This window comes from Oceanicola sp. 502str15, assembly GCF_024105635.1.
Classification (GTDB): domain Bacteria; phylum Pseudomonadota; class Alphaproteobacteria; order Rhodobacterales; family Rhodobacteraceae; genus Vannielia.
Genome location: NZ_WYDQ01000001.1, coordinates 2,490,394 through 2,515,029, shown reverse-complemented (window position 1 = coordinate 2,515,029; position 24,636 = coordinate 2,490,394). Strand labels below are relative to the sequence as shown.

Here is a 24,636-nt window from a genome sequence, read left to right as displayed (position 1 = left end):
CCGGCGGGGCGCCTAGCCCCCGGTGATGAGCGGCAGCGACGTGCCCTGCCGCGAGAGGCCGGGGGCCAGCGGGTAGAGCGTGGCCTGAAGCGCGTGGTAGATGTCGGGCTTGCCCTTGAACTGGCTTTCGGTCGGCTTGCCCTTGGCATCGAGCCCCGGATACCAGCCGCCATTCTTGTGGTCGATGTGGTGATCGGAGGCGAAGGTCCAGAGCCGGCGATACCAGACTTCGTCGGCCTCCTGCCGCTCGAGCTTGATGAGCGAGGCGAGCGCCCCGATGCCCTCGCTCACAGGCCACCAGTAGCGGTCGGTCAGCAGCGGCGCGCCGTCGAAGCCGACGGTGTAGTGCAGCCCGCCCTCTTCGGCCCAGCCATCGGCCAGCGCCCGCTCGACCAGTGCGCGGGCGGTGGCGGGCACGTCGTTTTCGGGGCGTCCGGCAAGCTCCCAGTGTTGCAGCAGCAGGCGGGCAAACTCGAGGCTGTGGCCGGGGGTGGTGCCGGCGGGGCGGAACATCGGGTCGCCGTCGTGGGCGATGTCGACGGTCCAGTCGGCGTCGTAGTGCTCGGGGATGCGCCAGCCGTATTGCGGGGCCATCTGGCCGAGGAAGAACCACAGGATGTTGCCGGCGCGGTTGAGGTAGATCTCCCAGCCGGTGGCCTCGTAGGCGGCGAGCAGGGCCTCGACCCCGTGCATGTTGGCGTTCATGCCGCGGTAACCGTCGAGGGGCTGCCAGTCGGGGCCGAAGTCGGCGCCGATCAGGCCGGGGTCGTCCTCCCAGAAATGCTCCCAGAGCACCTCTGTCACTTCGTTGATGACCTGCGCCGCATCGGGGTGGCCGATGAGATGGGCGGAGGAGGCGGCGAGGAGCACGAAGACGTGGCCGTAGCCCATGCGCCGCCGGTCGGTGGGGGCCGAGCCCTCGGCGCCCCAGGCCCAGCCCTCGCCGTCGCGGTGGCCCTGCGCGAGATACTCCATCCCGTGGCCGACGATCTCGGCCCCGCCCGCGCCGCAGAGTTCGGCCAGCGCGTAGCTGTGGATCATCCGCGTGGTGCAATGCAGCTCCTGCAGCGGGTCGCGGCGGGGCTTGCCCTTCCAGTCGAGGGAGAAGAAGCCGCCTTCGGGGCGCATGGCCTTGCGGAAGAAGTCGAACTGGCGGACCGCATCGGCGGCGAGCCAGCTGCGGTGGGCCTCGTCGTCAAGCCAGAAGCCGGGGGCCTCCGGGTCGCCGGGGGCGGGCTTTGCGGATTTTCTGAGGATCATGAGAGTTCGTAGACCGAGATTTCGACGCGGGTGGCGCGGCGTCCGCCGATGCCGACGAAGAGCTGCTTGTTGACCCAGGCGTAGCGCGGATCGCCGGTTTCGAGGCGGCAGTGGGTGCGCATGTAGTAGTCGAGCGGGTCGACATCCTCGCCCGCCGCGACGCGGGCCATCACCTCGGGGGGGCCGTGGCGCAGGCCGAAGTTGATGATCTCGATCACCGCGCCGTCGTGGGTGCGCATGGCGTAGCGGGTATCGAGCTCGGCCAGTCCGCCCTCGAAGATGGTCTGCCAGTCGGCGCCGAGGTTGAGCACCTCGCCGCTGATCCGGTCGCCGGTGACGGTGCCGCCGATGATGGGGATGATCCGCCGCTGCCCGGCGCGGCCCGGGCCCATCTCCATGATCGGGTCGAGCTCGACGGTGAGGTCGAAGGCGTGGGTGAGGGGCGGGGCGTTGAAATACATCGGTGTCTCCTGTTCAGACGTTACCGGGCGAGCCATCCGCCGTCGACGTTGATGACCGCGCCGTGCAGGTAATCGGAGGCCGGGGCGGCGAGGAAGACGGCGGTATCGGCGATGTCCTCGGGCTGGCCCCAGCGGCCTGCGGGGATGCGCTCGAGGATGGCGGCGTTGCGGGCGGTGTCGGCGCGAAGGGCCTCGGTGTTGGCGGTCTCGATGTAGCCCGGCGCGATGGCATTCACGTTCACCCGCCGCGCCGCCCATTCGTTGGCCATGAGCTTGGTCAGCCCCGCCACCCCATGCTTGGCGGCGGTGTAGGAAGGCACGCGGATGCCGCCCTGAAAGCTCAGCAGCGAGGCGATGTTGATGATCTTGGCGGGCCGCTCTTCGGCCAGCGCCGCCTTGGCGAAGGACTGGCAGGTGAAGAACAGCGCCTTGAGGTTCACGTCCATCACCGCGTCCCAATCGGCCTCGGTGAACTCCACCGCATCGGCGCGGCGGATGATGCCGGCGTTGTTGACCAGCACGTCGTAGCCCGCGCCTGCGAACACATTGCGGGCGGCCATCGGGTCGGCGAAATCGAGCAGCATCTCGTCGGCCCCGCCGCCGATCATCGCGAGGGTTTCGGCGCAGCTGCGCCGCCCGGCGCAGGTGACATGGGCCCCGACGCGGGCCAGCCCCACGGCAATGGCCTGACCGATGCCGGCATTGGCGCCGGTGACGAGCGCCTTGCGGCCTTCGAGCGAAAATCTGTCGTGCATCCTGTCCTCCGTCCGGGCGCACCATGGCCACCTGCCCGGCGAATGGCAACGCCGGTTGACAGCACCGCGCCGGGCGGAAAACGTGGCGCAGGGGAGGGCCGCGATGATTATCGACGCACATCAGCATTTCTGGCAGATCGGCCGGGGCGATTACGGCTGGATGGACGAGAGCGTGGCCGCGATCCGCAGGGATTACGGCCCCGAGCAGCTTGCCCCCATGGCCGCGGCCTGCGGGGTAGGCGGCACGGTGCTGGTGCAGGCGGCGCCGACCGTGGCGGAAACCGAATACCTGTTGGCGTTGGCCGATGACAGCCCGCTGGTGCAGTGCGTGGTCGGCTGGATCGACCTCGAGGGCGACGTGCCGGGGCAGCTTGCCCGCATCTCCCACCCGGCGCTGAAGAGCCTGCGCCCGATGTTGCAGGATATCGAGGATACCGAGTGGCTGCTGCGCCCCGCGGTGGTGGAGGGGTTGCGGCTGGTGGCCCGCGCCGGCCTGCGGTTTGACGCGCTGGTGACGCCGCGCCACCTGCCGATGCTGGCGCAGTTCGTGGCGCAGGTGCCCGAGCTGCCGGTGGTGATCGACCATTGCGCCAAGCCCGTGTTCGAGGGCAGCGATCCGGGGCCTGCGTGGCGCGAGGGGATGAGCCGGCTTGCGGCGCATCGCCATGTGGTCTGCAAGCTCTCGGGGCTGGCCACCGAATACGGCCCGGGCTGGAGCGCCGAGGGGCTGCGCGAGGTGGCGGGGCATGTGCTGAAGGTCTTTGGCCCGGATCGGGTGATGTGGGGCAGCGACTGGCCGGTGCTGGAGCTGGTGGGCGACTACGAAGGCTGGTTTGGTGCGGCACAGGCGCTGACGCGCGGGCTATCGGAGCGCGAGCGGGCCGAGGTCTTTGGCGGCACGGCGCGGCGGTTCTACGGGTTGGAGACGTGAGGGAGAGCGGGATGCAGAGGATGGGCTTCGTGATCGGCATCGCGCCCGAACAGATTGCCGAATACAAGCGCGTTCATGCTGAGATCTGGCCGCAGGTGGCGGCGCGGATCAAGGCGTCGAACGTGACCAACTACTCGATCTTCCTGCGCGAGCCGGAGAACCTGATGTTTGGCTACTGGGAGTATGTCGGCGAGGATTTCGAGGCCGACATGGAGGCCATCGCCGCCGACCCGGTGACGCGGGAGTGGTGGGCGGTCTGCGGCCCGATGCAGCGGCCGCTGGAGAGCCGGGAGGAGGGCGAGTGGTGGGCCGGGATGGAGCAGGTGTTCTACCTGCCCTGAGGCGCGCCTCAGCCCGGGCGATAGTCGCGGTTGGCCTCCGGGTCTTCGGTGGAGTAGCCCAGCGCCTCGAGTTCGGCCCAGACCTGCGGCGGCACCTCCCATTCGGCCCAGCCCACGGTTTGGGCCACCCGCTCGGGGCTGGAGACGCCGATGACGGTGGAGGCGATGCGCGGGTCGCGCAGCGAGAATTGCAGCGCCACCGCGCCCACGGGCACCTGATGGCGGGAGCAGACCTCCTCGATCGCGCGGACCGGGGCCAGCGCGGCCTCGTCGGCCTTCTGGTAGGTGATCTGCTTCATCTGCGACGAGCCCTTGGCCAGTACCCCGCCGGCGTAGGGCGCGGCGTTGAGCACGCAGATCCCGGCCTCATGCGCCCAGCTGAACATCTCGTCGGCGGCGCGGTTGAGCAGCGAGAAGCGGTTGTGGCTGAGGATCGCGTCGAAGGGGCGCTCCCGGACCAGCGGAAACATCATGTCGACCCGGCCCATGGCGAGGCCCACCTTGCCGGCGATGCCCTCGTCGCGCAGCTTGAACATTTCGTCGAGCGCGCCGCCCGGCGCGGTGATCTCTTCGAGGTCGCGGGCGTGCTCGGGGTCGTGGAGGTGCAGCAAGTCGATGTGGCTCACGCCGAGCGCCTCGAGGCTCTCCTCGACCGACTGGCGGACGCGGGCGGCATCGAAGCGGCCGGTCTCGGCGTCGCGGTCGAGCTTGGTGGCCAGCACGAAGCCCTCGGGCAGCCCGCCACGCGCCGCGATGGCCGCGCCGATGCGCGCCTCGGACCGGCCGAAGCCGTAGATGCGGGAGGTGTCCAGAAAATTGCAGGGGCCGTCGAATATGGCGCTCAGGGTCTGGGCGGCGCGCTCTTCGCTGACCTCGTATCCGTAGGTGTCGGGCATGTCGCCCAGGGCCGATGTGCCAAAGCAGATCGGGCTGATTGCGGGGCCGTCCTTGCCCAGACTCGCCTGTGTCATCGCGTCCTCCCTTGCGGTTCGCCCGTTGTAGCCGAGCCGGGCGGGCGCGGACAGGGCGAGGCGCCGCGCGGGGGAAAGAAATTGAAAAAACCCCTTTGCTTGGACGCGCGGAAAAGCAACAGTGTTAGCGCGACCAGTCCCGTGGCGCGGCTCTTGAGGAGGAGACCCGCCGCAGAAAAGACCGGCGCAACGGGAGGATTGCAATGGATCGGACGGGGTCTGCGCCCATCGTGGAGCTGACCGGAATCGGCAAGTCGTTTCCGGGGGTTCGCGCGCTGCACGAGGCGCGGCTCGATCTGCGGCCCGGCGAGGTTGTGGCCCTGATGGGCGAGAACGGCGCGGGCAAATCCACCCTGATGAAGATCCTGACCGGCGTGTATCAGCCCGACGAGGGCGAGATCCGTGTGGATGGCCGCAAGGTCACGGTGCCGGGGCCGACGGCGGCGCAGGAACTCGGCATTTCGATCATCCATCAGGAGCTGTTCCTGATGAACCACCTGACGGCGGCGCAGAACATCTACATCGGGCGCGAGCCGCGCAAGGGGATGGGAATGTTCGTGGACGAGGCGAAGATGAGGGCCGATGCCGCCGCCATCTTTGCCCGCATGAAGGTGAATATCGACCCCGGGCAGGAGGTGGGCGAGCTGACGGTGGCCCGCCAGCAGCTGGTGGAGATTGCCAAGGCGCTCAGCTTCAACGCCCGCGTGCTGGTGATGGACGAGCCGACCTCGGCGCTCAACGAGGTGGAGGTGGAGCACCTGATCGCCATCGTCGAAGACCTGAAGGCGCAGGGCGTGGGGATCATCTACATCACCCACAAGATGGCCGAGGTGAAGCGCATTGCCGACCGCATTCTGGTGATGCGCGACGGCGAATACATCGACATGCTGCCTGCCGCCGAAACCTCGATCGAGCAGGTGATCCAGCTCATGGTGGGCCGCGAGCTTGCCGGGCAGCACCGGGCCGAGGGCGAGGCGCAGGCCGAGGAGGTGCTGCGGGTGGAGGGGCTGAACCACGGGCGGATGGTGCAGGACGTGAGCTTCTCGCTCAGGAAGGGCGAGATCCTCGGGTTTGCCGGGCTGATGGGCGCGGGGCGCACCGAGGTGGCCCGCGCGATCTTCGGCGCCGACCCGATCGACAGCGGCACCGTCCACGTGCACGGCGCCCCCCGGCAGATCAGGAGCCCGAAGGACGCGGTGGAGAACGGCATTGCCTATCTCTCCGAGGACCGGAAGCAGTTTGGCCTCGTGACCGGCATGAGCGTGGGCGACAACATCACCATGGCCTCGTGGAAACGCTTCGTGAAGGGCCGCTTCTTCATGCGTGACCGGGCGCTGACGCAGGTGGCGAAGGACTACGTGGCCAAGCTGAAGGTGAAGACCCCGACCGTGGAGCAGGAAACCCGCCTGCTCTCGGGGGGCAACCAGCAGAAGGTGGTCATCGCCAAGTGGCTGCTGCGCGATTGCGACATCCTCATTTTCGACGAGCCGACGCGGGGCATCGACGTGGGGGCCAAGGCCGAGATCTATACCCTGCTCGAAGACCTCGCGGCACAGGGCAAGGCGATCATCGTCATCTCCTCGGAGCTGGAGGAGGTGCTGCGCCTGTCACAGCGCATTCTGGTGATGTGCGAGGGCCGGATCACCGGCGAGCTCGATGGCCGCACCGCCAGCCAGGAAGACATCATGACGCTGGCCACCGAACGCCACGAAAGCGCCGCGTGAGAACGGCATGAGAGGGGACACCACCAGATGACAGACGCCACCGCCACACCTGCCGAGGACGCACGCAGGGGGTTCATCGCCGTGGGGACATTGCAGAAGGCCGTGGCCTTCGTGGTGCTGATCCTGCTGCTCGGCTTCTTCTCGATCTTCGCGCCGAACTTTGCGCAATGGTCGAACATGGTGAACATCATGCAGGCCACGGCGGTAAACGGCGTGCTCGGCGTGGCGGTGACCTTCGTGATCATCACCGGCGGGATCGACCTGTCGGTCGGCACGCTGATGACGCTGACGGCGGTTGTGGCCGGGCTGATCCTGACCAACCTCGGGCTGCCGCTGCCCTTCGGGATTGCCGGCGCGATCCTGTTCGGCGGCTTCATGGGCTCGATCTCGGGCGGGTGCATCGCCAAGCTGAAGATCCCGCCCTTCATCGCCACGCTGGGGATGATGCAGATTGCGCGGGGCCTTGCGCTGGTGTTCTCGGGGGCCAAGCCGATCTACTTCAACGACACGCCGAGTTACTATTACCTCGCCTCGGAAAGCTCGATCACGCTGCTGATCCCGGGGCTCGAAATTCCGAACGGCGTGTTCATCATGTTCGGGGTCGCCATCATCTCGTCCATCGTGCTGACCCGCACGATCCTTGGCCGCTACATCTTTTCGCTGGGTTCCAACGAGGAGGCGGCGCGGCTTTCGGGCGTCAACGTCGACCTCTGGAAGATCGTGACCTACGGCGTCAGCGGCATGATCTGCGGCGTTGCGGGCCTGCTGATTTCGTCCCGCCTCAACTCGGCACAGCCAGCGTTGGGCCTCGGCTACGAACTCGATGCCATCGCCGCCGCCGTCATCGGGGGCACCTCGCTTTCGGGCGGGCGGGGCACGGTGCTGGGCACCATCATTGGCGCGTTCATCATGTCTGTGCTCACCAATGGCCTGCGCGTCATGGGGGTGCAGGAAGAATGGAAGATCGTCATCACCGGCGTCATCATCATTGCCGCCGTCTACGTGGATATCATGCTCCGCAAGAAGAGCTGACGGGCAGGGCGCAAGGCGCGCCTATCGAAGTGAAACAAAGGTTATCTGGGAGGAAACCACCATGAAGAAACTGATTGCAGCCCTCGGCGCGGCCACCATGCTGGCTGGCCCCGCCATGGCGCAAGACACCTACTTTCCGATCATCGCCAAGGGCTTCAGCCACCAGTTCTGGCAGGCGGTGAAAGCGGGCGCCGAGTCGGCGGCCGAGCGTAATGGCGTGTCGATCACCTTCGAAGGCCCCAACACCGAGGCCGAGATCGACAAGCAGACCGACATTCTGAACGCCGCCATCGCCAAGAAGCCGCAGGGCCTCGGCTTTGCCGCGCTCGACAGCCAGGCCCAGGTGCCGGCGCTGCGCAAGGCGGCCGATGCGGGCATTCCCATCGTGGCCTTCGACTCGGGTGTTGAGTCCGACCTGCCGCTGACCACCTGCACCACCGACAACATGGCCGCCGCCGCCGCGGGTGCGGACGGGCTGGCCGATGCGATTGGTGGCGAAGGCAAGGTGGCCGCCATCATCCACGACCAGACCTCGGCCACCGGCATCGGTCGGCGCGATGGCTTCCTCAACCAGATCGAGGCGGCCTATCCGAACATCGAGATCGTCGATGTGCAATATGCCAACGATGCGCTGAAGGCGACGGAGACGGCCAAGGCGATGCTGCAGGCCAACCCCGACCTCAAGGGCATCTTTGCCTCCAACGAGGGCGCGGCGATTGGCCTTGCGGTGGCGCTGAAGGAGACCGGCGCCGATATCGTGGGCGTGGGCTTTGACTCCGGCAAGAGCCAGAAGGATGCGATCATGGATGGCACCCTGCGCGGCTCGATCACCCAGAACCCGGTGGGCATTGGCGAATGCGTGGTGGACTCGCTGGCCAAGGCGATGAAGGGCGAAGAGCTGCCCGAGGTCATCGACACCGGCTTCTACTGGTACGACAAGGACAACATGGACAGCCCCGAGGTTGCCGCCGTCCTTTACGACTGAACCCTGATCCGGCCTGATCCGGACCTGACAACGGCCCTCTCCCGCCTGGCGCGGGGGAGGGCCTTTGCTTTCGGGCGCGGGAAAAACACGCGCCATGGCAGGGACTTGCCCGATGGCACCCTGCGCCAGCGCACAATTCTCCCTTCCGAGCGACGGACTTGCTGCGCTGCGGCGTTCCATGCGCAGATACACGTATTTCCGCCCGACTGGAGTTCTCATGTCCGCTTCCGAATTTCCCCACGCCAGGGGCGCCCGCCGCCCCTCGGTGTTCCTTGCTGCCGCGCTGGCTGCCCTGATCCTGCTGGCGAGCATCGCCCTTGCCCATGCCCAGGGGATGCCGCCGGGCGGCGGGTCGCGCGGGCCGACGCAGGTGGGGGTGATGGCGCTGGAAGAGGCGGATGTGCCCTATTCGGTGACGCTGCCGGGCCGGGCCGTGGCGAGCGCCGAAACCGAGATACGCCCGCGGGTGGGCGGCATGGTGGAAGAGATCCTCTACGAGCCGGGCCGCCCGGTGGAGGTTGGCGCGCCGCTGTTCCGGCTGGAGCCCGACAGCTACGAGGCCGCGCTGGCCGCCGCCGAGGCCCAGAAGGCCAGCGCCGAGGCGGGCCTGAGCACCGCCCGCGCCACGGTGGAGCGTTACGAGCGGCTTGAAGGCGTGGGGGCCACGGTATCGGAGGTGCAGACGGCGCGGGCCAATGTGGCCTCTGCCGAAGCGGCGCTGAAGAGCGCCGAGGCCGCCGTGCAGACGGCGCAGCTCGACATGGACCGCACCGAAATGAAGAGCCCGATTGCGGGGATCACCTCGGTGGCCTCGGTTTCGGTCGGGGCGATCGTGACCGCGAACCAGACCGAGGCGCTGGCCACCGTGACCCAGCTTGACCCGATCTACGTGGACGTGGCCGAAAGCTCGGCCCGCATCGGGCGGGTGCGCGAGCTGATCGACAGCGGCGCCTTGCAGCCCGGCGACCAGCTCGGGGTGAAGCTGACGCTGGAGAGCGGCACCACCTACGAGAGCACCGGGCGGCTGGTAACGCCGGGGGTCAATGTTTCGACCACCACCGGCTCCGTCGATCTGCGCTTCGAGTTTGCCAATGACGCGCGGCGCATTCTGCCCGGGCAGTTTTTGCGCACGGAGATCGTGATCGGTTCGCGCAGGGCGGTTCTGGTGCCGCAGCGGGCGACCACGCGGCAGTCGGACGGGACGCTGACGGTGTTTCTGGCCGTCGACGGCAAGGCCAGCCAAGTGCTGCTGGAAACCGCGGGCACCTATGAGAACGCATGGGTCGTGACCTCGGGCGTGGTGGCGGGCGACATGGTGATCCTCGACGGGCTGAACAACCTGTCGGACGGGGCCGAGATTGCGACGGTGCCGGTGACGATCAGCGCCACGGGGGTGGTGGAAGACGCCGCGCCCGATGCAGCCGGGGCGGAGGGCGATGCGGCCTCCGATGCGGCAGAAACTCCGGCCGGGGGCGAATGACGGATGGCACAGTTCTTCATTCATCGCCCGGTCTTCGCCTGGGTGCTTGCCATCGTCACCATGCTGGCCGGGGCCTTTGCCTTCACGCAGCTTGCGGTGTCGCAATACCCCGATATCGCCCCCACGACCGTGCGGGTGTCGGCCAGCTACTCCGGGGCCACGGCTTCGGCGGTTGAAAACTCGGTGACCTCGGTGATCGAGGATTCGATGACAGGGCTGGAGGGCGTGCTCTATATGGAGAGCACCTCGCGCGAGGGCTCCTCGTCGATTTCGCTGGTGTTCGACGAGAGCGTCGACCCGGTGGACGCCCAGAACAACGTGCAATCGAAGGTCAGCCAGGTGGAGGGCCAGTTGCCCGATACGGTGCAGAGCTCGGGCGTGCGTGTGACCCGCTCGACCTCGTCGATCCTGATGGTGGGGGCGCTGGTGTCGGACGACGGGCGCTACTCGACCGTGGAGCTGGGCGACCTGATGGACACCCGGGTTTCGGGGCCGGTGCAGCGCACCGAGGGCGTGGGCTCGATCAACAGCTTCGGCTCGGGCTATGCGCTGCGGGTCTGGCTCGACCCGCTGAGCCTTGCGGAATACCAGCTCACCCCTTCGGACATCACCAGTGCGATCTCGGCCCAGAACACCACGGTTTCGGTCGGCTCGCTGGGGGCTCTGCCGGTGGTGGAGGGCCAGCAGTTCACCGCCACGATCACCGCCCAGAGCCAGCTCACCTCGGTTGCGGAGTTCGAGAACATCCTGCTGAAATCGGCGGAGGACGGCGGGCAGGTGTTCTTGGGTGACGTGGCGAAGATCGAGATCGGGCAGGAGAGCTACGGCGGGGATGCGCAGTTCAACGGGGCCAATGCCTCGGGCTTCGGGGTGAACCTCGCCACCGGGGCCAATGCCGTGGACACCGCCGAGGCCGTGCGCCAGACGCTGGCCGAACTGGAGGCCTCGCTGCCCGAGGGCGTGCACTTTGAAACCGCCTACGACACCTCGCCCTTCGTCGAGCTTTCGATCGAGAAGGTCTATCACACGCTGGCGGAGGCCATTGGCCTCGTCTTCATCGTGATCCTCATCTTCCTGCAGAACTGGCGCGCCACGATCATCCCGATCCTCGCCGTGCCGGTGGTGCTGGCGGGCACCTTCGCGGTGCTGGCGGCCCTTGGCTTTTCGATCAACACGCTGACGATGTTTGCCATGGTGCTGGCCATCGGCCTGCTGGTGGATGACGCCATCGTGGTGGTGGAGAACGTGGAGCGGGTGATGGAGCAGGACGGGCTGGACCCGCTGCCCGCCACCGAAAAGAGCATGGGCCAGATCACCGGCGCCCTGATCGGGATTGCGCTGGTGCTTTCGGCGGTGTTCCTGCCGATGGCCTTCTTCGGCGGCTCGACCGGGGTGATCTACCGGCAGTTCTCGGTCACCATCATCTCGGCCATGGTGCTCTCGGCGCTAGTGGCCCTCATCCTCACCCCGGCGCTCACCGCTTCGATGCTGAAGCGTGCGGGCCATGGCGCGGGCTTTGCGCCGGCGCGCTGGTTCAACGCCGGGTTCGAGCGGCTGACCAACGGCTATGCCGGCACGGTGAAAGGGCTGGCGAAGGTGCCGCTGCTGGCGGTGCTCATCCTCGCGGCGGTTATTGCCGCGGCGGGCGCGACCTATTCGCGGCTGCCTTCGTCCTTCCTGCCGCAGGAAGACCAGGGCGTGATGATGGTGATGGTCAACCTCTCGGAAGGGACCACCACGGCCCAGACAGCACAGGTGGTGGGCGAGATCGAAGACTACCTGCTGACCGAAGAGACCGCGACGGTCGACAGCACCTTTGCCTCGCTCGGCTTCGGGTTCAACGGCTCGGGGCAGAACGTGGCGATGATCTTCGTGAAGCTGAAAGAGTTCGACGAGCGCCCGGGCGACGACCTGTCGGCCTCGGCGCTGATCGGGCGGGCGACGGCGAAGTTCGGCAACAACCGCGCCGGGCGCGTGCTGTTCGTGCAGCCTCCGGCGATCCAGGGGCTGGGCAATACCTCGGGCTTCTCGATGTATCTGGTGGACTACGGCAACACCGGCAACGACGCGCTGCGCGCCGCCGCCGAGGAGCTGGAAACCATCGCCGGGCAACACAGCCGGTTGAGCAACGTGCAGGCGCGGGGCACCGACAGCGAGGCCGTGCTGCGGCTGGAGATCGACCAGCAGAAGGCGGAGAGCTTCGGCGTGTCGGTCACGGCGGTGAACGCGATCCTGTCGACGATCTTCTCGGGCTCCAACGTCAACGACTTCAACATGAACGGCAACCTCAAGCCGGTGATCGTGCAGGCCTCCGCCGAGTACAGGATGCAGCCGGAGAACGTGGAAGACTGGTATGCGATCAACGCCTCGGGCGAGATGGTGAGCTTTGCCAGCTTCATCACCACCAAGTGGGTGTCCTCCACCCCGTCGCTGGCGCGGATGGATGGCACATCGGCCATTTCGATCTCCGGCTCGCCGGGCAGCGGCACCTCCTCGGGCGAGGCGATGGACGCGATTGCCGAGCTGGCCGAGGGGCTGGACGGGGGCTATGGCGTGGCCTGGACCGGGCTGAGCTTTCAGGAGCAGCAGTCGGGCAGCCAGGCACCGTGGCTCTATGCGCTGTCGGCGCTTGTGGTCTTCCTGTCGCTGGCGGCGCTCTACGAGAGTTGGTCGATCCCCTTTGCCGTGATGCTCGCCGTGCCGGTGGGCATTGCCGGGGCGCTCGCCTTCGCGCTGCTCTTCGGGCAGACGAATGACGTGTATTTCAAGGTCGGCATTCTCACCACCATCGGGCTTGCGGCGAAGAACGCGATCCTGATCGTGGAGTTCGCCCGCGATCTGGAGGTGGCCGGGCGCAGCACCGTGGCGGCGGCGATCGAGGCGGCGCGGATGCGGTTGCGGCCGATCCTGATGACCTCGCTCGCCTTCATGCTCGGGGTGCTGCCGCTGGCGCTGGCCACCGGCGCGGGGGCACAGGCGCAGAACGCCATCGGCATCGGGGTTCTGGGCGGGATGACCGCGGCGACCTTCCTCGGCATCTTCGTGGTTCCGGCCTTCTACGTGCTGGTGCGCAGGTTCTCGCCCGGCAAGCTGAAGGGCTGATCCCGGAGGGGATGGACATTTCTGAGTTTTATAGTCAGGATTTGCCGCAAGGCACCGTCCGGGCTTGCGCTCTGGACGTGCGGGGGCCTTTTGGGCTTCAACTGGACGCGCGCGGCGCGGGCCCGGCAGAGCTGCCGGGCCCGCGGGCGCAGAACATATGGCGGCATTGGAGCAGGGGAGGTGCGCCAGGGCCGGGCAAGAAGGGATGAAGGCCGATGACCTTTGGCGGAAGGGCCATGCGCTCGATTTTGACGGCATTGGCCGTGGCAGCCCTGGCGCCGGCGGCGCTGGCGCAGAGCGGCGGGACGCCGGGGGCGGTCACCAGCGAGGCTCCGGGCATTCCGATGGAGGCCCCCGAGGCCCCTGCCGCGCCGCAGGCGGAAAGCGGTGCCGATGCGGGCGTGGCGGTGCCATCCGATTCGACGGAGCCCTTGGCGACCGAGGCCACGTCCACGGCTGACCCGGTGCCCGAGATCGCGCCCGAGCCCGCGCTGACCCCGGTGCAGCAGATGGCCGAGTTTCTCTGGCAGGGCGGCCCGGCGATCTGGGCGATTGCGGCGCTTTCGGTGCTGACGCTGGCGCTGATCCTGTGGAAGATCTGGCGCTACTCGGTGGCGGGCGCATGGTCGCGCAAGGCCTCTTTCAGCGCGGTCGACACATGGGTCGGCGGGCAGCGCGATGCGGCCCTTCAGGCCCTCGCACAGCGGCGCGGCGTGCGCAGCCGGATGACCCATGCCGCCATGCAGGCCCGCCTCACGCTGGAAGAGGAAAGCGCGCGCGAGGAAGTGTCCCGCGTGGCCAAGCGCGAACTCTCCCGGCTGTCGGGCGGGCTGCGGGTGCTGGAACTCATCGCCACCATCGCCCCGCTGCTCGGCCTGCTCGGCACCGTGCTGGGCATGATCGACGCCTTCCAGACCCTTCAGGAAGCGGGCAACCGCGCCGATCCGGCCCTGCTGGCAGGCGGCATCTGGGAGGCGCTGCTGACCACGGCGGCGGGCATGGCGGTGGCGATCCCGGCCTCTATCGCGCTCACGTGGTTCGAGTCGATCCGCGACGGCGTGCGCGAGGACATGGAAGACATCGCCGCCCGGCTCTTTGTGCAGGAGGTTCCGCCGAAGTCGAAACTGGCGCAGGCGGCGGAGTGAGCGCCCGATGATCCTGTTCGACGCCCCGCGAAGGCCGCGCAGGCCCAGCCTGACCCCGCTGATCGACGTGGTCTTCCTGCTGCTGGTCTTCTTCATGCTGGCCTCGCGCTTCGGTACCGAGGTCATGCTGCCGATGCCCTTGGCGGGCAGCGGCGGCGGCGAGGCCTATGCGGGGCCGCCGCGGCTGGTGGATATCTCGCCCGAGGGGCTGCGGCTGAACGGGGTGGAAACCGGCGAGGCGGCGCTGGCGGGGGCGCTGGCGGAGCTGGTCGAGGCGCCGGGCGACACGATCATTCTGCGCGGCCGCGACGAGGCCAGCCTGCAACGGGTGGTAAGCGTGGCCGAGGCGCTGCGGGCGGCGGGCTACACCGGATTGGTGCTGGTCGAATGATGGATTTTTCCTCCACGCCGCGCCGTCAGCCCGCCGAGTCGGTGGTGCCGATGATCAACGTTGTTTTCCTGCTGCTGATCTTCTTCCTGATGACCTCCAGCCTCACCCCGCCCGAGCCGATCGAGGTGGAGCCGCCGGTGGCGCAGGGCGATGAGGCAGAGCGCCGCCCGGCCACGCTCTACATCGGGGCCGATGGCACCCTGGCCTTCGAGGAGGTGCGGGGCGAGGCCGCGCTGGCGGCCTTCGTGGCGGTGGCGGGCGAGGTGGCGCAGCTGCGGGCGGACGGGCGGGCCAAGGCCTCGGAGGTGGCGGCGGTGCTCAAGCAGCTCGCGGCCGCCGGGGTGCCCCGGGTCGAGCTGGTGGCGGTGCCGCAGTGAAGGCGGAATTTCCGATATTTGTCGGCGTGGCCGCGCTGCTGCACATTGCCATCGCCTTTGCGCTCCCTGCGCCCGAGGCCGGGTCGATGACAGGCGGCGAGGGCGGGGAGAGCGAGGTTTCGCTGGTGCCGGCGAGCGAGGCCATGGCCGCCATGGTGCAGGACTGGGACCGGCCCCCCGAGGTGGAGGCGCCGGTGGAGCAGGCCGCGCCCGAGCCGGTCGACCCGGAGGTGACGCCGCCCGATATGGCCAGCCAGCCCGATGCGTTGCCCCCCACGGCGCTGCCCACCCCCGTGGCCCCAGAAAGCGCGGAGGCCACGCCGGAGCTCGACACCGCCCCGGTGCTGCAGGCCAGCCCGGTGGCCGCCAATGTGGATACCGCGCCTGCCGCGCTCGCGCCGGTGCAGCTGCCCTCTGCCGCGCTGCCCGAGACGGCGGCGCTGCCCGAAACCATGCGCCCCTCGGTGCCCGCCCGGCCTGCCACGCCGCTGACTCAGCCGGCGCAGGAGGCCCCGGTCGCGCCCGAGATCGACACCGCGAATGCCGAGCCGCAGGCGCCGCAGACCGCGCCGCTCCGCTCGGTGCGCCCGCGAAAGATGCCCGAGCGCCCCGAGCTACCGGTGGCCGAGGCCCCGAGGCCCGAGCCGCAGGCCCCCGCCCGGACCCAGCCGAGAAAACAACAGGCCCAGCAAGCCCCGAAGCAGGCGGCAAAGCCGGCGCAGGAAACCTCGCAGGCGCGGGCCGGGGCAAAGTCGGCCGGGTCGGGTGGCTCGTCTCAGGCCGGGGAGGCGCGCAATGCCGGACCCAAGAAGATCTCGGCAAGCCAGAAGCAGAGCCTGATGAGCCAGTGGGGCGCCCAGATCCGCTCGCGGATCGAGCGCCGCAAGCGCTCGCCGGGCGGGCGTGGGCGGGTGGTGCTGCGCATCACCGTGGCGGCGTCGGGGCAGGTGACGGGGCTTGGGCTGGTGCGCTCGTCGGGTAACCCGCGGATCGACAAGGCTGCCATCCAGGCGGTGCGGAGCGCAGGGCGGATGCCGCGCGCGCCACAGCAGCTTGGCGGCGGGTCGCAATCGTTCAACCTGCCGATGGATTTCAACTGAGACGAGGCGCGCCGCGTTTGCGCAAATGACTAGCCCCGCGCCGATGGTCGGCACGGGGCTGATCCTGTTCTGTCCTGCGCGCCTTGGCCGACGGGCAGCCGGGCGGCGGGCGCGGGCCTAGGCGACCTTGTCGACGAGCTCGTGCAGGCGCGAGGCAACGAGGGCGCGGTGCAGCACGTTGATCGCGCGGTCTGCATCGTCACGCGCCACGGCGAACTGGATATCGACGTTGCGCGAGGATTGGTGGGCGGCGATCACCTCGACATCCGCGGTTTCCAGCGCGGTGAGGCCGCGGCTGAAGGCCTTCAGGCCGCTCAGATCGCGGCCGATCGCGGCCACCATGGCCATGCTGCGCACGTTGATCTGCGCGGAGGGGTAGGTCTTTTCCAGCTCGGCGACCACGCGGCGCACCGATTTCAGCGGGGCGTCGACGTAATGGGTGATGGTGTTGGCGTTGGAGGTCTTGGACACGATCCGCACGCTGTGGCGTTGCAGCGCTTCGAGCGCACGGGCGTCGTAGCCCTTCACGCCGACCATGTCCTGCTCGAAGAGTTCGAGCGCGACGACGTTGAGGCCGGTGATGATTTCGACCGCGGGGGACTCGGCGGGCGCCTCGTCGATCAGCGTGCCGGGATCGCGGGGGTCGAAGGCATTTGTCACCCGCAGCGAGATATTCGCCTGCCGCAGCGTCTTGGCCGCGTTGGGGTGGATCGCTTCCATGCCCATGTTCGAGAGCTGGTCGGCCACGTCGTAGTTGGTGTGGCCGAGCTTGCAGGCCGCCGCCTCGCCCACCAGCCGGGGATCGGCGGAGGAGAGGTGGAATTCCTTGTGGATGATCGCCTCGGTCGCGCCGGTGAAGGCGGCGATCGAGGAAAAGGTAACCTCGGAATAGCCCCGGTCATACTCCTGCATCAGCCCCTCGCGGCACTGGGCATAGCCGGTGACGATGGGCATTTCGCGGGTCAGGTCAACGCTTTCGAGCCCGCCTGCGATGCGCTCGACAAGGTTGCTGTCGGAGTCGTCGCGCCAGCCGGAGAGGTCGATGAACCGTGCGTTCACGCCCTTGCGCTGAAGCAGCAGGGTGGCGACGAAGGCCGAATGCGCCTCGCCCAGACCGGAGAGCAGCTCGCGCACGATCTGCATGTGCGACGCCAGCCGGAAATGCCCGTAGGAGCAGAGCCGGCGCAGGTCGAACAGCACGGTGCGCGCGCCTTCGATCCGCTCGCGCACGAAGTCTTCTGCCATGGACCGGTCGGCGGCATCGTCGAGCACGGCATTATGCGCCTCGGACATGGCCGTGGCGACGCGGCCAAGGGCCCCGAGCCAGGAGTGATCGTCGTCATCATTGGCAAATAGGGCATAGACGCCGGGCTCGCCGGTCTTCTTGTGCTCCAGCAGCAGGTTGGTGATGCCGCCAAAGGCGGACACCACGAAGATCCGGTGGTACAGATCGGCTGCGTCGCGGTCACCGATGATGAGGGTATCGGTGAGCCAGCCCAGCTTGCTCATTGATGTGCCGCCGATTTTTTCGACGGTATGTTCGGGAAAACTCACAGGTTTTTCACCCGGCGCGGGGGCCGGGGCCTCTTGTCAATCGGCGGGGAGCGCGTAGGAGCCGTCTTCCTGATGAATCTCCTGCCCGGTGACGGGTGGGTTGAAGACACAGGCCATGACAAGCTCTTCTTCGGCGCGCAGGGTGTGATGATCGTGCTCGTTCAGCGCATACATGACACCGGGCTTGATCGGGTGGGTCTCGCCGGTGGCAAGGTCGGTGATCGAGCCGGTGCCGCGCATGCAGTAGACGCTTTCGAAGTGGTTCTTGTACTCGAAGGTGTGCTCGGACCCGGCGTCGAGCGTGGTGATGTGGAACGAAAAGCCCATGCCGTCGCTGGCAAGGAGCATCCGCACCGAGGACCACTGCGCGTCGGATACGACGCGGTCGCTGTCGCTGGCGATGATGTTGTTGAAATCTCTGACAATCATGGTGTTACTCCGCTGCAATTTTCGACGGACCCGACAGCACGTCGCGCGCCGCGTCCAGGAGGATGTCGAAGCCTTTGGTGAAGGTTTCCTTGGATGTGGTGATCGGGGCCAGAACCTTGACCACGTGATCCTCGTTGCCCGAGGTCTCGATGATCAGGCCGCCCTTGAAGGCACGGCCGCAGATCGCGCCCGCCAGCTCGCCCGAGCCGACGTCGACGCCCTGCATCAACCCGCGCCCCTTGAGCTTGGCGCCCGGAACGAGCTCGGCCAGTTCGGTGAGCCGCTCCTGGATGAGTTGGGTCTTTTCGGCCAGCTCGGTCTGGAAGGCGGGATCGGCCCAGAACTTCTCGATCGCCACCTTGGCGGTGACGAAGGCGTGGGTGTTGCCCCGGAAGGTGCCGTTGTGCTCGGCCGGGCCGAAGATGTCGTATTCGGGGCGCACGAGCATGAGCGCCATCGGCAGGCCGAAGCCGGAGATCGACTTGGCCATGGTGACGATGTCAGGGGTCACGCCCATCTCCTCGAAGGAGAAGAAGGTGCCGGTGCGGCCGCAGCCCGCCTGGATGTCGTCGACGATCAGCAGCGCGCCGTGCTTCTTGGCAAGATCGGCCACGCGCTTGACCCAGGCCTTGCTGGCCACGTTGAGCCCGCCTTCGCCCTGCACGGTTTCGAGCAGGATCGCGGCCGGCGCATCGACGCCGCTGGAGCCGTCGGACAGCATGGCCTCGAGGTAGTCGGCGGTGTCGCCGGTGCCGGGCAGGTAGCCGTCGTAGGGCATCCGGGTCACGCCGCTGAGGTCGGCGCCTGCGCCGCCGCGGTGGTAGCCGTTGCCGGTTGCGGCGAGCGCGCCCATGGTGACGCCGTGAAAGCCGTTGGTGAACGACACGATATTGGTCCGCCCCGTCACCTTGCGGGCCAGCTTCATCGCCGCCTCGACGGCATTGGCGCCGGTCGGGCCGGTGAACATGACCTTGTGGTCCATGTCACGCGGCTGGAGGATGTGCTCTTCGAAGGCCGACAGGAAGCCCGCCTTGGCATCGGTGTGCAGGTCGAGCCCGTGGGCCAGGCCATCGCGGCTGATGTGGTCGATCAGCGCCGCTTTCATGTCGGCGTCGTTGTGGCCGTAGTTGAGCGACGAGCAGCCGGCGAGAAAGTCGATGTAGCTGCGGCCCTCGGCGTCGGTCACTTCCGAGCCGGTTGCCTTGGTGAAAACCGCATCGAAGCCCCGGCAGTAGCTGCGGGCTTCGGATTCACGGCGTTGAAATACGGATGTGTTCGCTGACGTATCAGTCGACATAGGGTTTCCTCTTCGGATCAGGGAATTCGGAGCAGCAGACGCCACTTCGGGACGCGGCCGGTGTCAGGCCACGTCGCGCATCTGCTCTTCAAGGTCGATCGTGACCATGTGTTCCGTGCTGTGACGCTCGCGGAAGTGCAGCGTCTCGGTGAAGTGGGCCTGCGCATCAAGCGGCGCGTCCATGTTGGTCGCGAACTTGCGGAACAGGGCCCAGGACGCCTTGTTGTCGGCGGTGATCGTGGTTTGCATGCGCTTCACGCCGGCACAGACCTCGCGCTCGAGCAGCGAGCCCAGCATCTTGGTGCCAAGCCCGGTGCCGCGGGCCTTCGCCGACACGGCGACCTGCCAGACAAACAGGGTCTCGGGATCGTTGGGCAGCACATAGGCAGAGACCCAGCCGACGACATCGCCGTCGAGCTCGGCCACGACACAGGTGTCCTTGAAATGATCGCATTGGATCAGATTGCAATACATCGAGTTTTCGTCGAGCGGTTTGCAGGCGCGCACCAACTCCCAGATATCCGCCCCGTCCTCTGCCACGGGTTCCCGTAGCATAGGGGTGTTCTTCCGGAAAATTTCCAACGCGTGCCGCATCTGGCCAATGCCTCCATTTTGCTTTGACTGGCTAAGTAACAGCTCGATGTGACACTTTCAAGAAGCACGGCCAAGATAGTCGGAATTCGCTATGAACGCCGCAAAATAAGGCGGTATTGCATGCTTTTCGGCGATTCGTTACTTTGAAAGTCGAAGTTTTGAGCCCGGGGGCGTGCAGACGCGTCATTGATCCGGCTCTCTTGTTCTGCCAGCATCCGTCCATGGATCGTATCGACACCAGCCTGATTGCCCTGCGCCGCATCCTCCGCGCGACCGACCGGTTCGGCCATGAGCTGGCGCAGTCGGTGGGCCTGTCTGCCGCGCAGTTTCGCGTGTTGCAGATCGTCGCCGAGAGCGGGCGGCGCAACGCCACCCAGATCGCGCAACAGATGCGGATCACGCAGGCCACGGTGACATCGCTGGTCGACAAGCTGGTGCGGCAGGAAATGGTGGTGCGCGAGCGCTCCCAGACCGACCGGCGGCAGACCAACATCGAACCCACCGCCAAGGGCCTGCAGGCGATCAAGGATGCGCCCAACCCGTTGCAGCAGCGTTTCGTGGGCAAGTTTTCGGCGCTGGAAGACTGGGAGCAAGCCTCGCTGATCGCCGCGCTGGAACGCGTGGCCGCGATGCTGGACGCCGAGAATATCGACGCCTCTCCCGTGCTGGATACCGGCGAGTTTCGGGAAACCAGCTGAGGGGCGCGCAGGGGCGGCACGGAAAAGCCGCCCGGTTTCCCGCGCGGCTCTGGAGTGTGTGGAGGCCGGTGTGCCGGGGCGCCATCCCGGGCGCGGTGAGCCGGTCGGAAAGCAGGGCAGGGCGCTCAGGCGTCGAGGAGATACGGTGGAAGGGCGTGTGTCGCCTGGGCGATTGCGGGCGAGCAAAATGCGCGCGGGATCCTCACGCTAAGGGGCGGGCGGTGGTACGACTCTGATGTGAGGAACCTTCTGCTTCGGCCAAGCGAGCGGCATGTGGATTGACCTTTGGGATCCAAATTGTTGCCCTCGGATCATTAGCGCGCGCGTTTGCAGGCGTTCAGAACTGGACAGCGTTCTCGCCCAGGTCGCTTTCCTCGAAATCCATGGAAAGCCTGGCCCTCAAGCCACGCTCACTCCGCTCACGCGCCGCCCTTTCCGCTCCAGTGGCGTCGCGGTTGGAGATTGCGTTGACGGTGCGAGTCATGTCCTCCTTGAATGCCTGTCTGCGCTCAATCCGGGTGAAGGTGGACTTACCCGTGGACTGCAAGCCCAGGCGGTCGCTGATGAGTTCGAGTTGGGCCAGCAGAAACTGATTTCGAGCGCTGGCCAGGATCATTGTATCCAGGCGATGGGCCGCGCGAAGCACTTCGCTGTCACTCTTTTCGACGTTGGCGCTCAGGTGCGCGAGGAGCTCTTGCATGGCGTGAATTTCCGCGTCGTTGGCGTTGCGCGCGGCTTCGGAGGCCGCGAGGCCGAGCAATACGCCGACCACAGCATGGATCTCGACAATGTCGGTCTGGGTCAGCTTGCGGTAGACGAGACCGGTCTCGGGCGAATGTGCGAGAAAGCCTTCGAACTCCAGCCGCTTCAACGCTTCTCGAATCGGCGTACGTCCGAGGCCAAGAGTGTCGGACAACTCGCGTTCACGAATGCGGTCTCCGGGCCGAATTGAGCCGTCACGGAGGGCGTTTCGGATTTCCGTGTAGGCGGTCTTGCTAAGTAAGTCGTTGGATTTGCTTGCCATCACTCAAAATGCGCTGCCTCGGCCCGACAACCAGACCAAGCGTGAAGCTGGCATATGGAGAGGCGCGAGACAACTTGGTTGACCCAAAAATGTTTTCGTATATCAAGATATACCAAGAGAGGGAGGAGAGCACGTGACCGCCAATACTGCGCAGGGGAAGCCGACCGTTGAGGTGCGGGGGCTGACCAAGATCTACGGGGACCCCGTCACAGGTCACATTGGCCTAAAGGACGTCAGTCTCGAGGTTGGGGCGGGCGAATTCGTCGTGCTGCTCGGACCCTCCGGGTGTGGCAAGACCACGCTTCTTCGCTGCATTGCGGGGCTGGAGCGCCCGCAAGCCGGGCAAGTGGCCGTCGGCGGGCGGACTGTCTTTTGCGGCGATACCGGCACCTGGCTACCGCCGGAAAAGCGCAACCTCAGCATGGTGTTCCAGTCCTATGCGCTCTGGCCACATCTCAACGTCGAAGAGAACATCGCCTTCCCGCTGAAATGCGCGGGCGTGGCCAAGGCCGAAATCGCCGAGCGCGTTGCAGAAGTGCTCGAAACCGTCGGCCTTGCCGACTTTCGGCGCTCCTATGTCGGGCAGCTCAGCGGCGGTCAGCAGCAGCGGGTGGCGCTTGCCCGCGCGATCGTCGGGCGCGCGGATGTGGTGCTCTTCGACGAGCCGCTTTCCAACCTCGATGCAAAGGTGCGCGAGACCTTGCGCCACGAACTGGTGCGGCTTCAGCGCGAGATCGGCTTTGCGGCGGTCTTCGTGACCCACGATCAGGACGAGGCCATGGTGCTGGGCGACCGGATCGTGGTGATGAACAAGGGGTGCGTGGCGCAGCAGGGCAGTGGGCGCGGCATATTTCAGGATTCGCAATCGCGCTACGTTGCCGATTTCGTGGGCCGGACCAATGAGGTGGCGGGCACCGTGGTGGCAGTCGAAGGCAACATGGCCCGTATCGCGACCGGCCTCGGCGAGATCCTCGGCCGCTGCGCCGAGCCGCTTTCTCCCGGTCAGCCCGCAACTGTGATGTTCCGCCCCCATGTCTGCGCGCCCGGCGCCGACACCGCCAACCGTATCGAGGGCAGCGTCGAGCGCTCGATCTTCCTCGGAACCTCGGTGGATGTGATCCTCCGTGTCGGGGATCAGGATTTGACCCTCTCGCTTCCCGACGATGCCAACTACCAGGCCGGCGACCGCATCTCCTTCGGTGTGGACCCCGAGCGCGTGCGCGTCTTCGCGGCAAACCGAGCCGCGGCATGAGCGGCGCCACCACACCTGCCGGGGGTACGCCCGAGCGCGGCGGGCCCGACATGATCCGGGTGATCTCGATGCTGCTGCTCGGGGCCCTCGCGCTGCTGATCGTCTACCCGCTGGGGATGACGGTGTTCGACGCGGCCACCCGCGTGACCTCTGAAGGCGAGCGCAGCGTGCCATGGGCCGCCATCCTCGCAATGTTGCGAAACACCGCGATGGTCGTGGTGCTCTCGTCCATTGTCGCGCTGGCCGTGGCGGCCCTTCTGGCCTGGATCGACGAGCGCACAGACGCCCGCCTGCCGCTGATCGGGCAGCTCATGCCGCTCTTTCCGCTCCTGCTGCCGCCCGTGGCCGGTGTGATGGGCTGGGGCATCCTGCTCGACAGCAACGCGGGCTTTCTCAACATCGCATTGCGCAAGCTCCTTGCGCCGCTGGGGTTCGAGGCAAACTCCGGGCCGATCGAAGTTTACAGCTTCGCCGGTCTGGTGCTGCTCACCGGTCTTTACCTCGTGCCCTATATCTACCTGATCCTTTCCGCCGCCTTCCGCCGGATCGACCCCTCGATCGAAGAGGCCGCACGGGTCTTCGGTGCGAGCCCGTTCAAGACTTTCATCAGGGTCACGCTGCCGGCCATCGCGCCTGCCATCGGCGCGGCCGTGGTGATGTGCACCATCGCCGGGCTGGGCCTGTTCTCGGTGCCCTTCGTCATCGGAACCGGCGCGCGGATCGACGTGCTTTCAGTCTATGTCTTCCGCCTTTTGGAGCATTACCCGCCCAATACCGGACTGGCGCTGGCGCTGGCCTTCGCGATGATGATGGTGGTGCAACTTCTCCTCATCGGGCAGCGGTATTTCTCCCGTGAGGGTCGCAGCGCCGGGATCGGCGGGCGCGGCTTTCGGGTCAATCGGGAGCAGCTCGGCCGCTGGCGCTGGCTGGCGCGGGGCTTCGTACTGGCCTACGTGACCATCACCGTCCTTTTGCCGCTGCTGGCCCTGCTTCTGGTCTCCTTCCAGCCGTTCTGGACGCCCGACATAAACTGGTCGGTCCTGAGCCTTCAGAACTACCGGGTGGCCTTCCTGCAATCCGGTCCGGTGAGCCAATCGCTTGTGAACAGCCTCGGGCTCGGGGCGATAACTGCCACTGTGACGATGCTGGTGATCGGCTTCATCGTGCTCTTCGGCCACTTCAACCGCTCGTTCGAGGCCCGCGCCGCCGATACACTCACCGCCATTCCGGCAACCATTCCGCACACGGTCATCGGCGTGAGCTTTCTCATCGCCTTCGCCCTGCCGCCCTTCAACCTGCGCAACAGCCTGCTGGTGCTGCTGGCGGCCTACGTGGTGATGGCGCTGCCCTTCGCCGGGCGCACGGCCATTGCCACCGCCGCCGGGATCGGCCGGGAGCTTGGCGAAGCCGCACGTGTCTGCGGGGCCAGCGGGCTGCGGATCTTCTTCCGCATCATGCTGCCGCTGGCCGCGCCGGGGTTGGCGGCCGGGTGGGCGATCATCTTCATCCAGACTGCCGGCGAAGTGACGGCCTCGGCCATCCTCGCCGGCTCGCAGACCCCGGTGATCGGCCGGGTGCTGATGGACCTGTGGAACTACGGAAGTTTCCCCCAGGTCGCGGCGCTGGCGATTGGCGTCACCATCATCAACTCAACCGTCATTGCCCTGATCCTGTGGCTCTCCAACCGCACGCTCGCAGGCATCGGCAAATGACCGGACATCAAGATCATACCA

The 24,636-nt window shown here is 67.1% G+C and carries 23 protein-coding genes; 14 read left to right on the top strand and 9 right to left on the bottom strand.

The features are described from left to right. Positions 1-12: 12 nt before the first annotated feature. Genes GTH22_RS12140 through kduD form a run of 3 tightly spaced genes read right to left on the bottom strand, consistent with a single transcriptional unit; the run spans position 13 to position 2,476 of the window. A complete protein-coding gene (locus GTH22_RS12140) occupies positions 13-1,260 on the bottom strand; it encodes an AGE family epimerase/isomerase (protein WP_252945490.1) in 1,248 nt (415 codons plus the stop codon). After that, positions 1,257-1,721, bottom strand: coding sequence for a DUF3237 domain-containing protein (locus GTH22_RS12135; protein ID WP_252945489.1), 465 nt, complete (start codon positions 1,719-1,721; stop codon positions 1,257-1,259). The genes GTH22_RS12140 and GTH22_RS12135 overlap by 4 nt, the downstream gene beginning before the upstream one ends. Positions 1,722-1,741: 20 nt before the next feature. Beyond that, positions 1,742-2,476 (bottom strand): 2-dehydro-3-deoxy-D-gluconate 5-dehydrogenase KduD, encoded by a 735-nt coding sequence (gene kduD / locus GTH22_RS12130; protein ID WP_252945488.1) that lies wholly within the window; start codon positions 2,474-2,476, stop codon positions 1,742-1,744. A gap of 103 nt (positions 2,477-2,579) precedes the next feature. Here kduD and GTH22_RS12125 point away from each other — a divergent pair, with 103 nt between their 5' ends. Beyond that, positions 2,580-3,407 carry an amidohydrolase gene (locus GTH22_RS12125; RefSeq protein WP_252945487.1) on the top strand — a complete coding sequence of 276 codons (828 nt, stop codon included), beginning with the start codon at positions 2,580-2,582 and terminating at the stop codon, positions 3,405-3,407. 11 nt (positions 3,408-3,418) lie between these two features. Next, positions 3,419-3,748 (top strand): L-rhamnose mutarotase, encoded by a 330-nt coding sequence (locus tag GTH22_RS12120; RefSeq protein WP_252945486.1) that lies wholly within the window; start codon positions 3,419-3,421, stop codon positions 3,746-3,748. Between the two features lie 8 nt (positions 3,749-3,756). Here GTH22_RS12120 and GTH22_RS12115 read toward each other — a convergent pair whose 3' ends face one another. Next, positions 3,757-4,719 (bottom strand): aldo/keto reductase, encoded by a 963-nt coding sequence (locus GTH22_RS12115; protein WP_252945485.1) that lies wholly within the window; start codon positions 4,717-4,719, stop codon positions 3,757-3,759. Positions 4,720-4,922: 203 nt separating this feature from the next. On the opposite strand from GTH22_RS12115, the gene GTH22_RS12110 reads away from it, so the two are divergent. The 9 genes from GTH22_RS12110 (at position 4,923) to GTH22_RS22255 (ending at position 16,055) form a co-directional block, all read left to right on the top strand. Beyond that, positions 4,923-6,443: a sugar ABC transporter ATP-binding protein gene (locus GTH22_RS12110; RefSeq protein ID WP_252945484.1), complete on the top strand. Its 1,521-nt coding sequence runs from the start codon at positions 4,923-4,925 to the stop codon at positions 6,441-6,443. 27 nt (positions 6,444-6,470) lie between these two features. Further along, the gene (locus GTH22_RS12105) at positions 6,471-7,475 is read left to right on the top strand and encodes an ABC transporter permease (RefSeq protein ID WP_252945483.1); all 1,005 of its coding nucleotides are present in this window, start codon (positions 6,471-6,473) and stop codon (positions 7,473-7,475) included. A gap of 61 nt (positions 7,476-7,536) precedes the next feature. Next, a complete protein-coding gene (locus GTH22_RS12100; protein WP_252945482.1) occupies positions 7,537-8,460 on the top strand; it encodes an ABC transporter substrate-binding protein in 924 nt (307 codons plus the stop codon). A gap of 217 nt (positions 8,461-8,677) precedes the next feature. Continuing rightward, positions 8,678-9,940: an efflux RND transporter periplasmic adaptor subunit gene (locus GTH22_RS12095; protein ID WP_252945481.1), complete on the top strand. Its 1,263-nt coding sequence runs from the start codon at positions 8,678-8,680 to the stop codon at positions 9,938-9,940. A 3-nt stretch (positions 9,941-9,943) separates the two neighbouring features. Next, positions 9,944-13,042, top strand: a complete 3,099-nt coding sequence (locus GTH22_RS12090) for an efflux RND transporter permease subunit (protein ID WP_252945480.1) — start codon at positions 9,944-9,946, stop codon at positions 13,040-13,042. 215 nt (positions 13,043-13,257) lie between these two features. Continuing rightward, positions 13,258-14,187 (top strand): MotA/TolQ/ExbB proton channel family protein, encoded by a 930-nt coding sequence (locus tag GTH22_RS12085; RefSeq protein WP_252945479.1) that lies wholly within the window; start codon positions 13,258-13,260, stop codon positions 14,185-14,187. A 7-nt stretch (positions 14,188-14,194) separates the two neighbouring features. Further along, a complete protein-coding gene (locus GTH22_RS12080; protein WP_252945478.1) occupies positions 14,195-14,578 on the top strand; it encodes a biopolymer transporter ExbD in 384 nt (127 codons plus the stop codon). Further along, complete coding sequence (locus tag GTH22_RS12075; protein ID WP_371928345.1) at positions 14,575-14,955, top strand: ExbD/TolR family protein; 381 nt, start codon at positions 14,575-14,577, stop codon at positions 14,953-14,955. Before GTH22_RS12080 ends, GTH22_RS12075 begins: the two co-directional genes overlap by 4 nt. Further along, complete coding sequence (locus tag GTH22_RS22255; RefSeq protein WP_252945477.1) at positions 14,952-16,055, top strand: TonB family protein; 1,104 nt, start codon at positions 14,952-14,954, stop codon at positions 16,053-16,055. The genes GTH22_RS12075 and GTH22_RS22255 overlap by 4 nt, the downstream gene beginning before the upstream one ends. A 117-nt stretch (positions 16,056-16,172) precedes the next feature. Here GTH22_RS22255 and GTH22_RS12065 read toward each other — a convergent pair whose 3' ends face one another. The 4 genes from GTH22_RS12065 to ectA form a co-directional block, all read right to left on the bottom strand. Beyond that, complete coding sequence (locus GTH22_RS12065) at positions 16,173-17,609, bottom strand: aspartate kinase (RefSeq protein WP_371928344.1); 1,437 nt, start codon at positions 17,607-17,609, stop codon at positions 16,173-16,175. Positions 17,610-17,645: 36 nt separating this feature from the next. Continuing rightward, positions 17,646-18,038, bottom strand: coding sequence for an ectoine synthase (locus GTH22_RS12060; protein ID WP_252945475.1), 393 nt, complete (start codon positions 18,036-18,038; stop codon positions 17,646-17,648). A 4-nt stretch (positions 18,039-18,042) separates the two neighbouring features. Next, positions 18,043-19,335 carry a diaminobutyrate--2-oxoglutarate transaminase gene (gene ectB, locus GTH22_RS12055; protein ID WP_252945474.1) on the bottom strand — a complete coding sequence of 431 codons (1,293 nt, stop codon included), beginning with the start codon at positions 19,333-19,335 and terminating at the stop codon, positions 18,043-18,045. A gap of 63 nt (positions 19,336-19,398) precedes the next feature. After that, a complete protein-coding gene (gene ectA / locus GTH22_RS12050; RefSeq protein ID WP_252945473.1) occupies positions 19,399-19,890 on the bottom strand; it encodes a diaminobutyrate acetyltransferase in 492 nt (163 codons plus the stop codon). A gap of 260 nt (positions 19,891-20,150) precedes the next feature. Between ectA and GTH22_RS12045 the strand changes: the two genes are divergently transcribed. After that, positions 20,151-20,627 (top strand): MarR family winged helix-turn-helix transcriptional regulator, encoded by a 477-nt coding sequence (locus GTH22_RS12045; protein ID WP_252945472.1) that lies wholly within the window; start codon positions 20,151-20,153, stop codon positions 20,625-20,627. A 337-nt stretch (positions 20,628-20,964) separates the two neighbouring features. Here GTH22_RS12045 and GTH22_RS12040 read toward each other — a convergent pair whose 3' ends face one another. Continuing rightward, positions 20,965-21,651 carry a GntR family transcriptional regulator gene (locus GTH22_RS12040; protein ID WP_252947629.1) on the bottom strand — a complete coding sequence of 229 codons (687 nt, stop codon included), beginning with the start codon at positions 21,649-21,651 and terminating at the stop codon, positions 20,965-20,967. A 133-nt stretch (positions 21,652-21,784) separates the two neighbouring features. Here GTH22_RS12040 and GTH22_RS12035 point away from each other — a divergent pair, with 133 nt between their 5' ends. Together GTH22_RS12035 and GTH22_RS12030 are read left to right on the top strand one after the other, a co-directional pair. Then, a complete protein-coding gene (locus GTH22_RS12035; RefSeq protein ID WP_252945471.1) occupies positions 21,785-22,903 on the top strand; it encodes an ATP-binding cassette domain-containing protein in 1,119 nt (372 codons plus the stop codon). Then, the gene (locus GTH22_RS12030; protein ID WP_252945470.1) at positions 22,900-24,615 is read left to right on the top strand and encodes an iron ABC transporter permease; all 1,716 of its coding nucleotides are present in this window, start codon (positions 22,900-22,902) and stop codon (positions 24,613-24,615) included. The genes GTH22_RS12035 and GTH22_RS12030 overlap by 4 nt, the downstream gene beginning before the upstream one ends. Positions 24,616-24,636 lie beyond the last annotated feature (21 nt).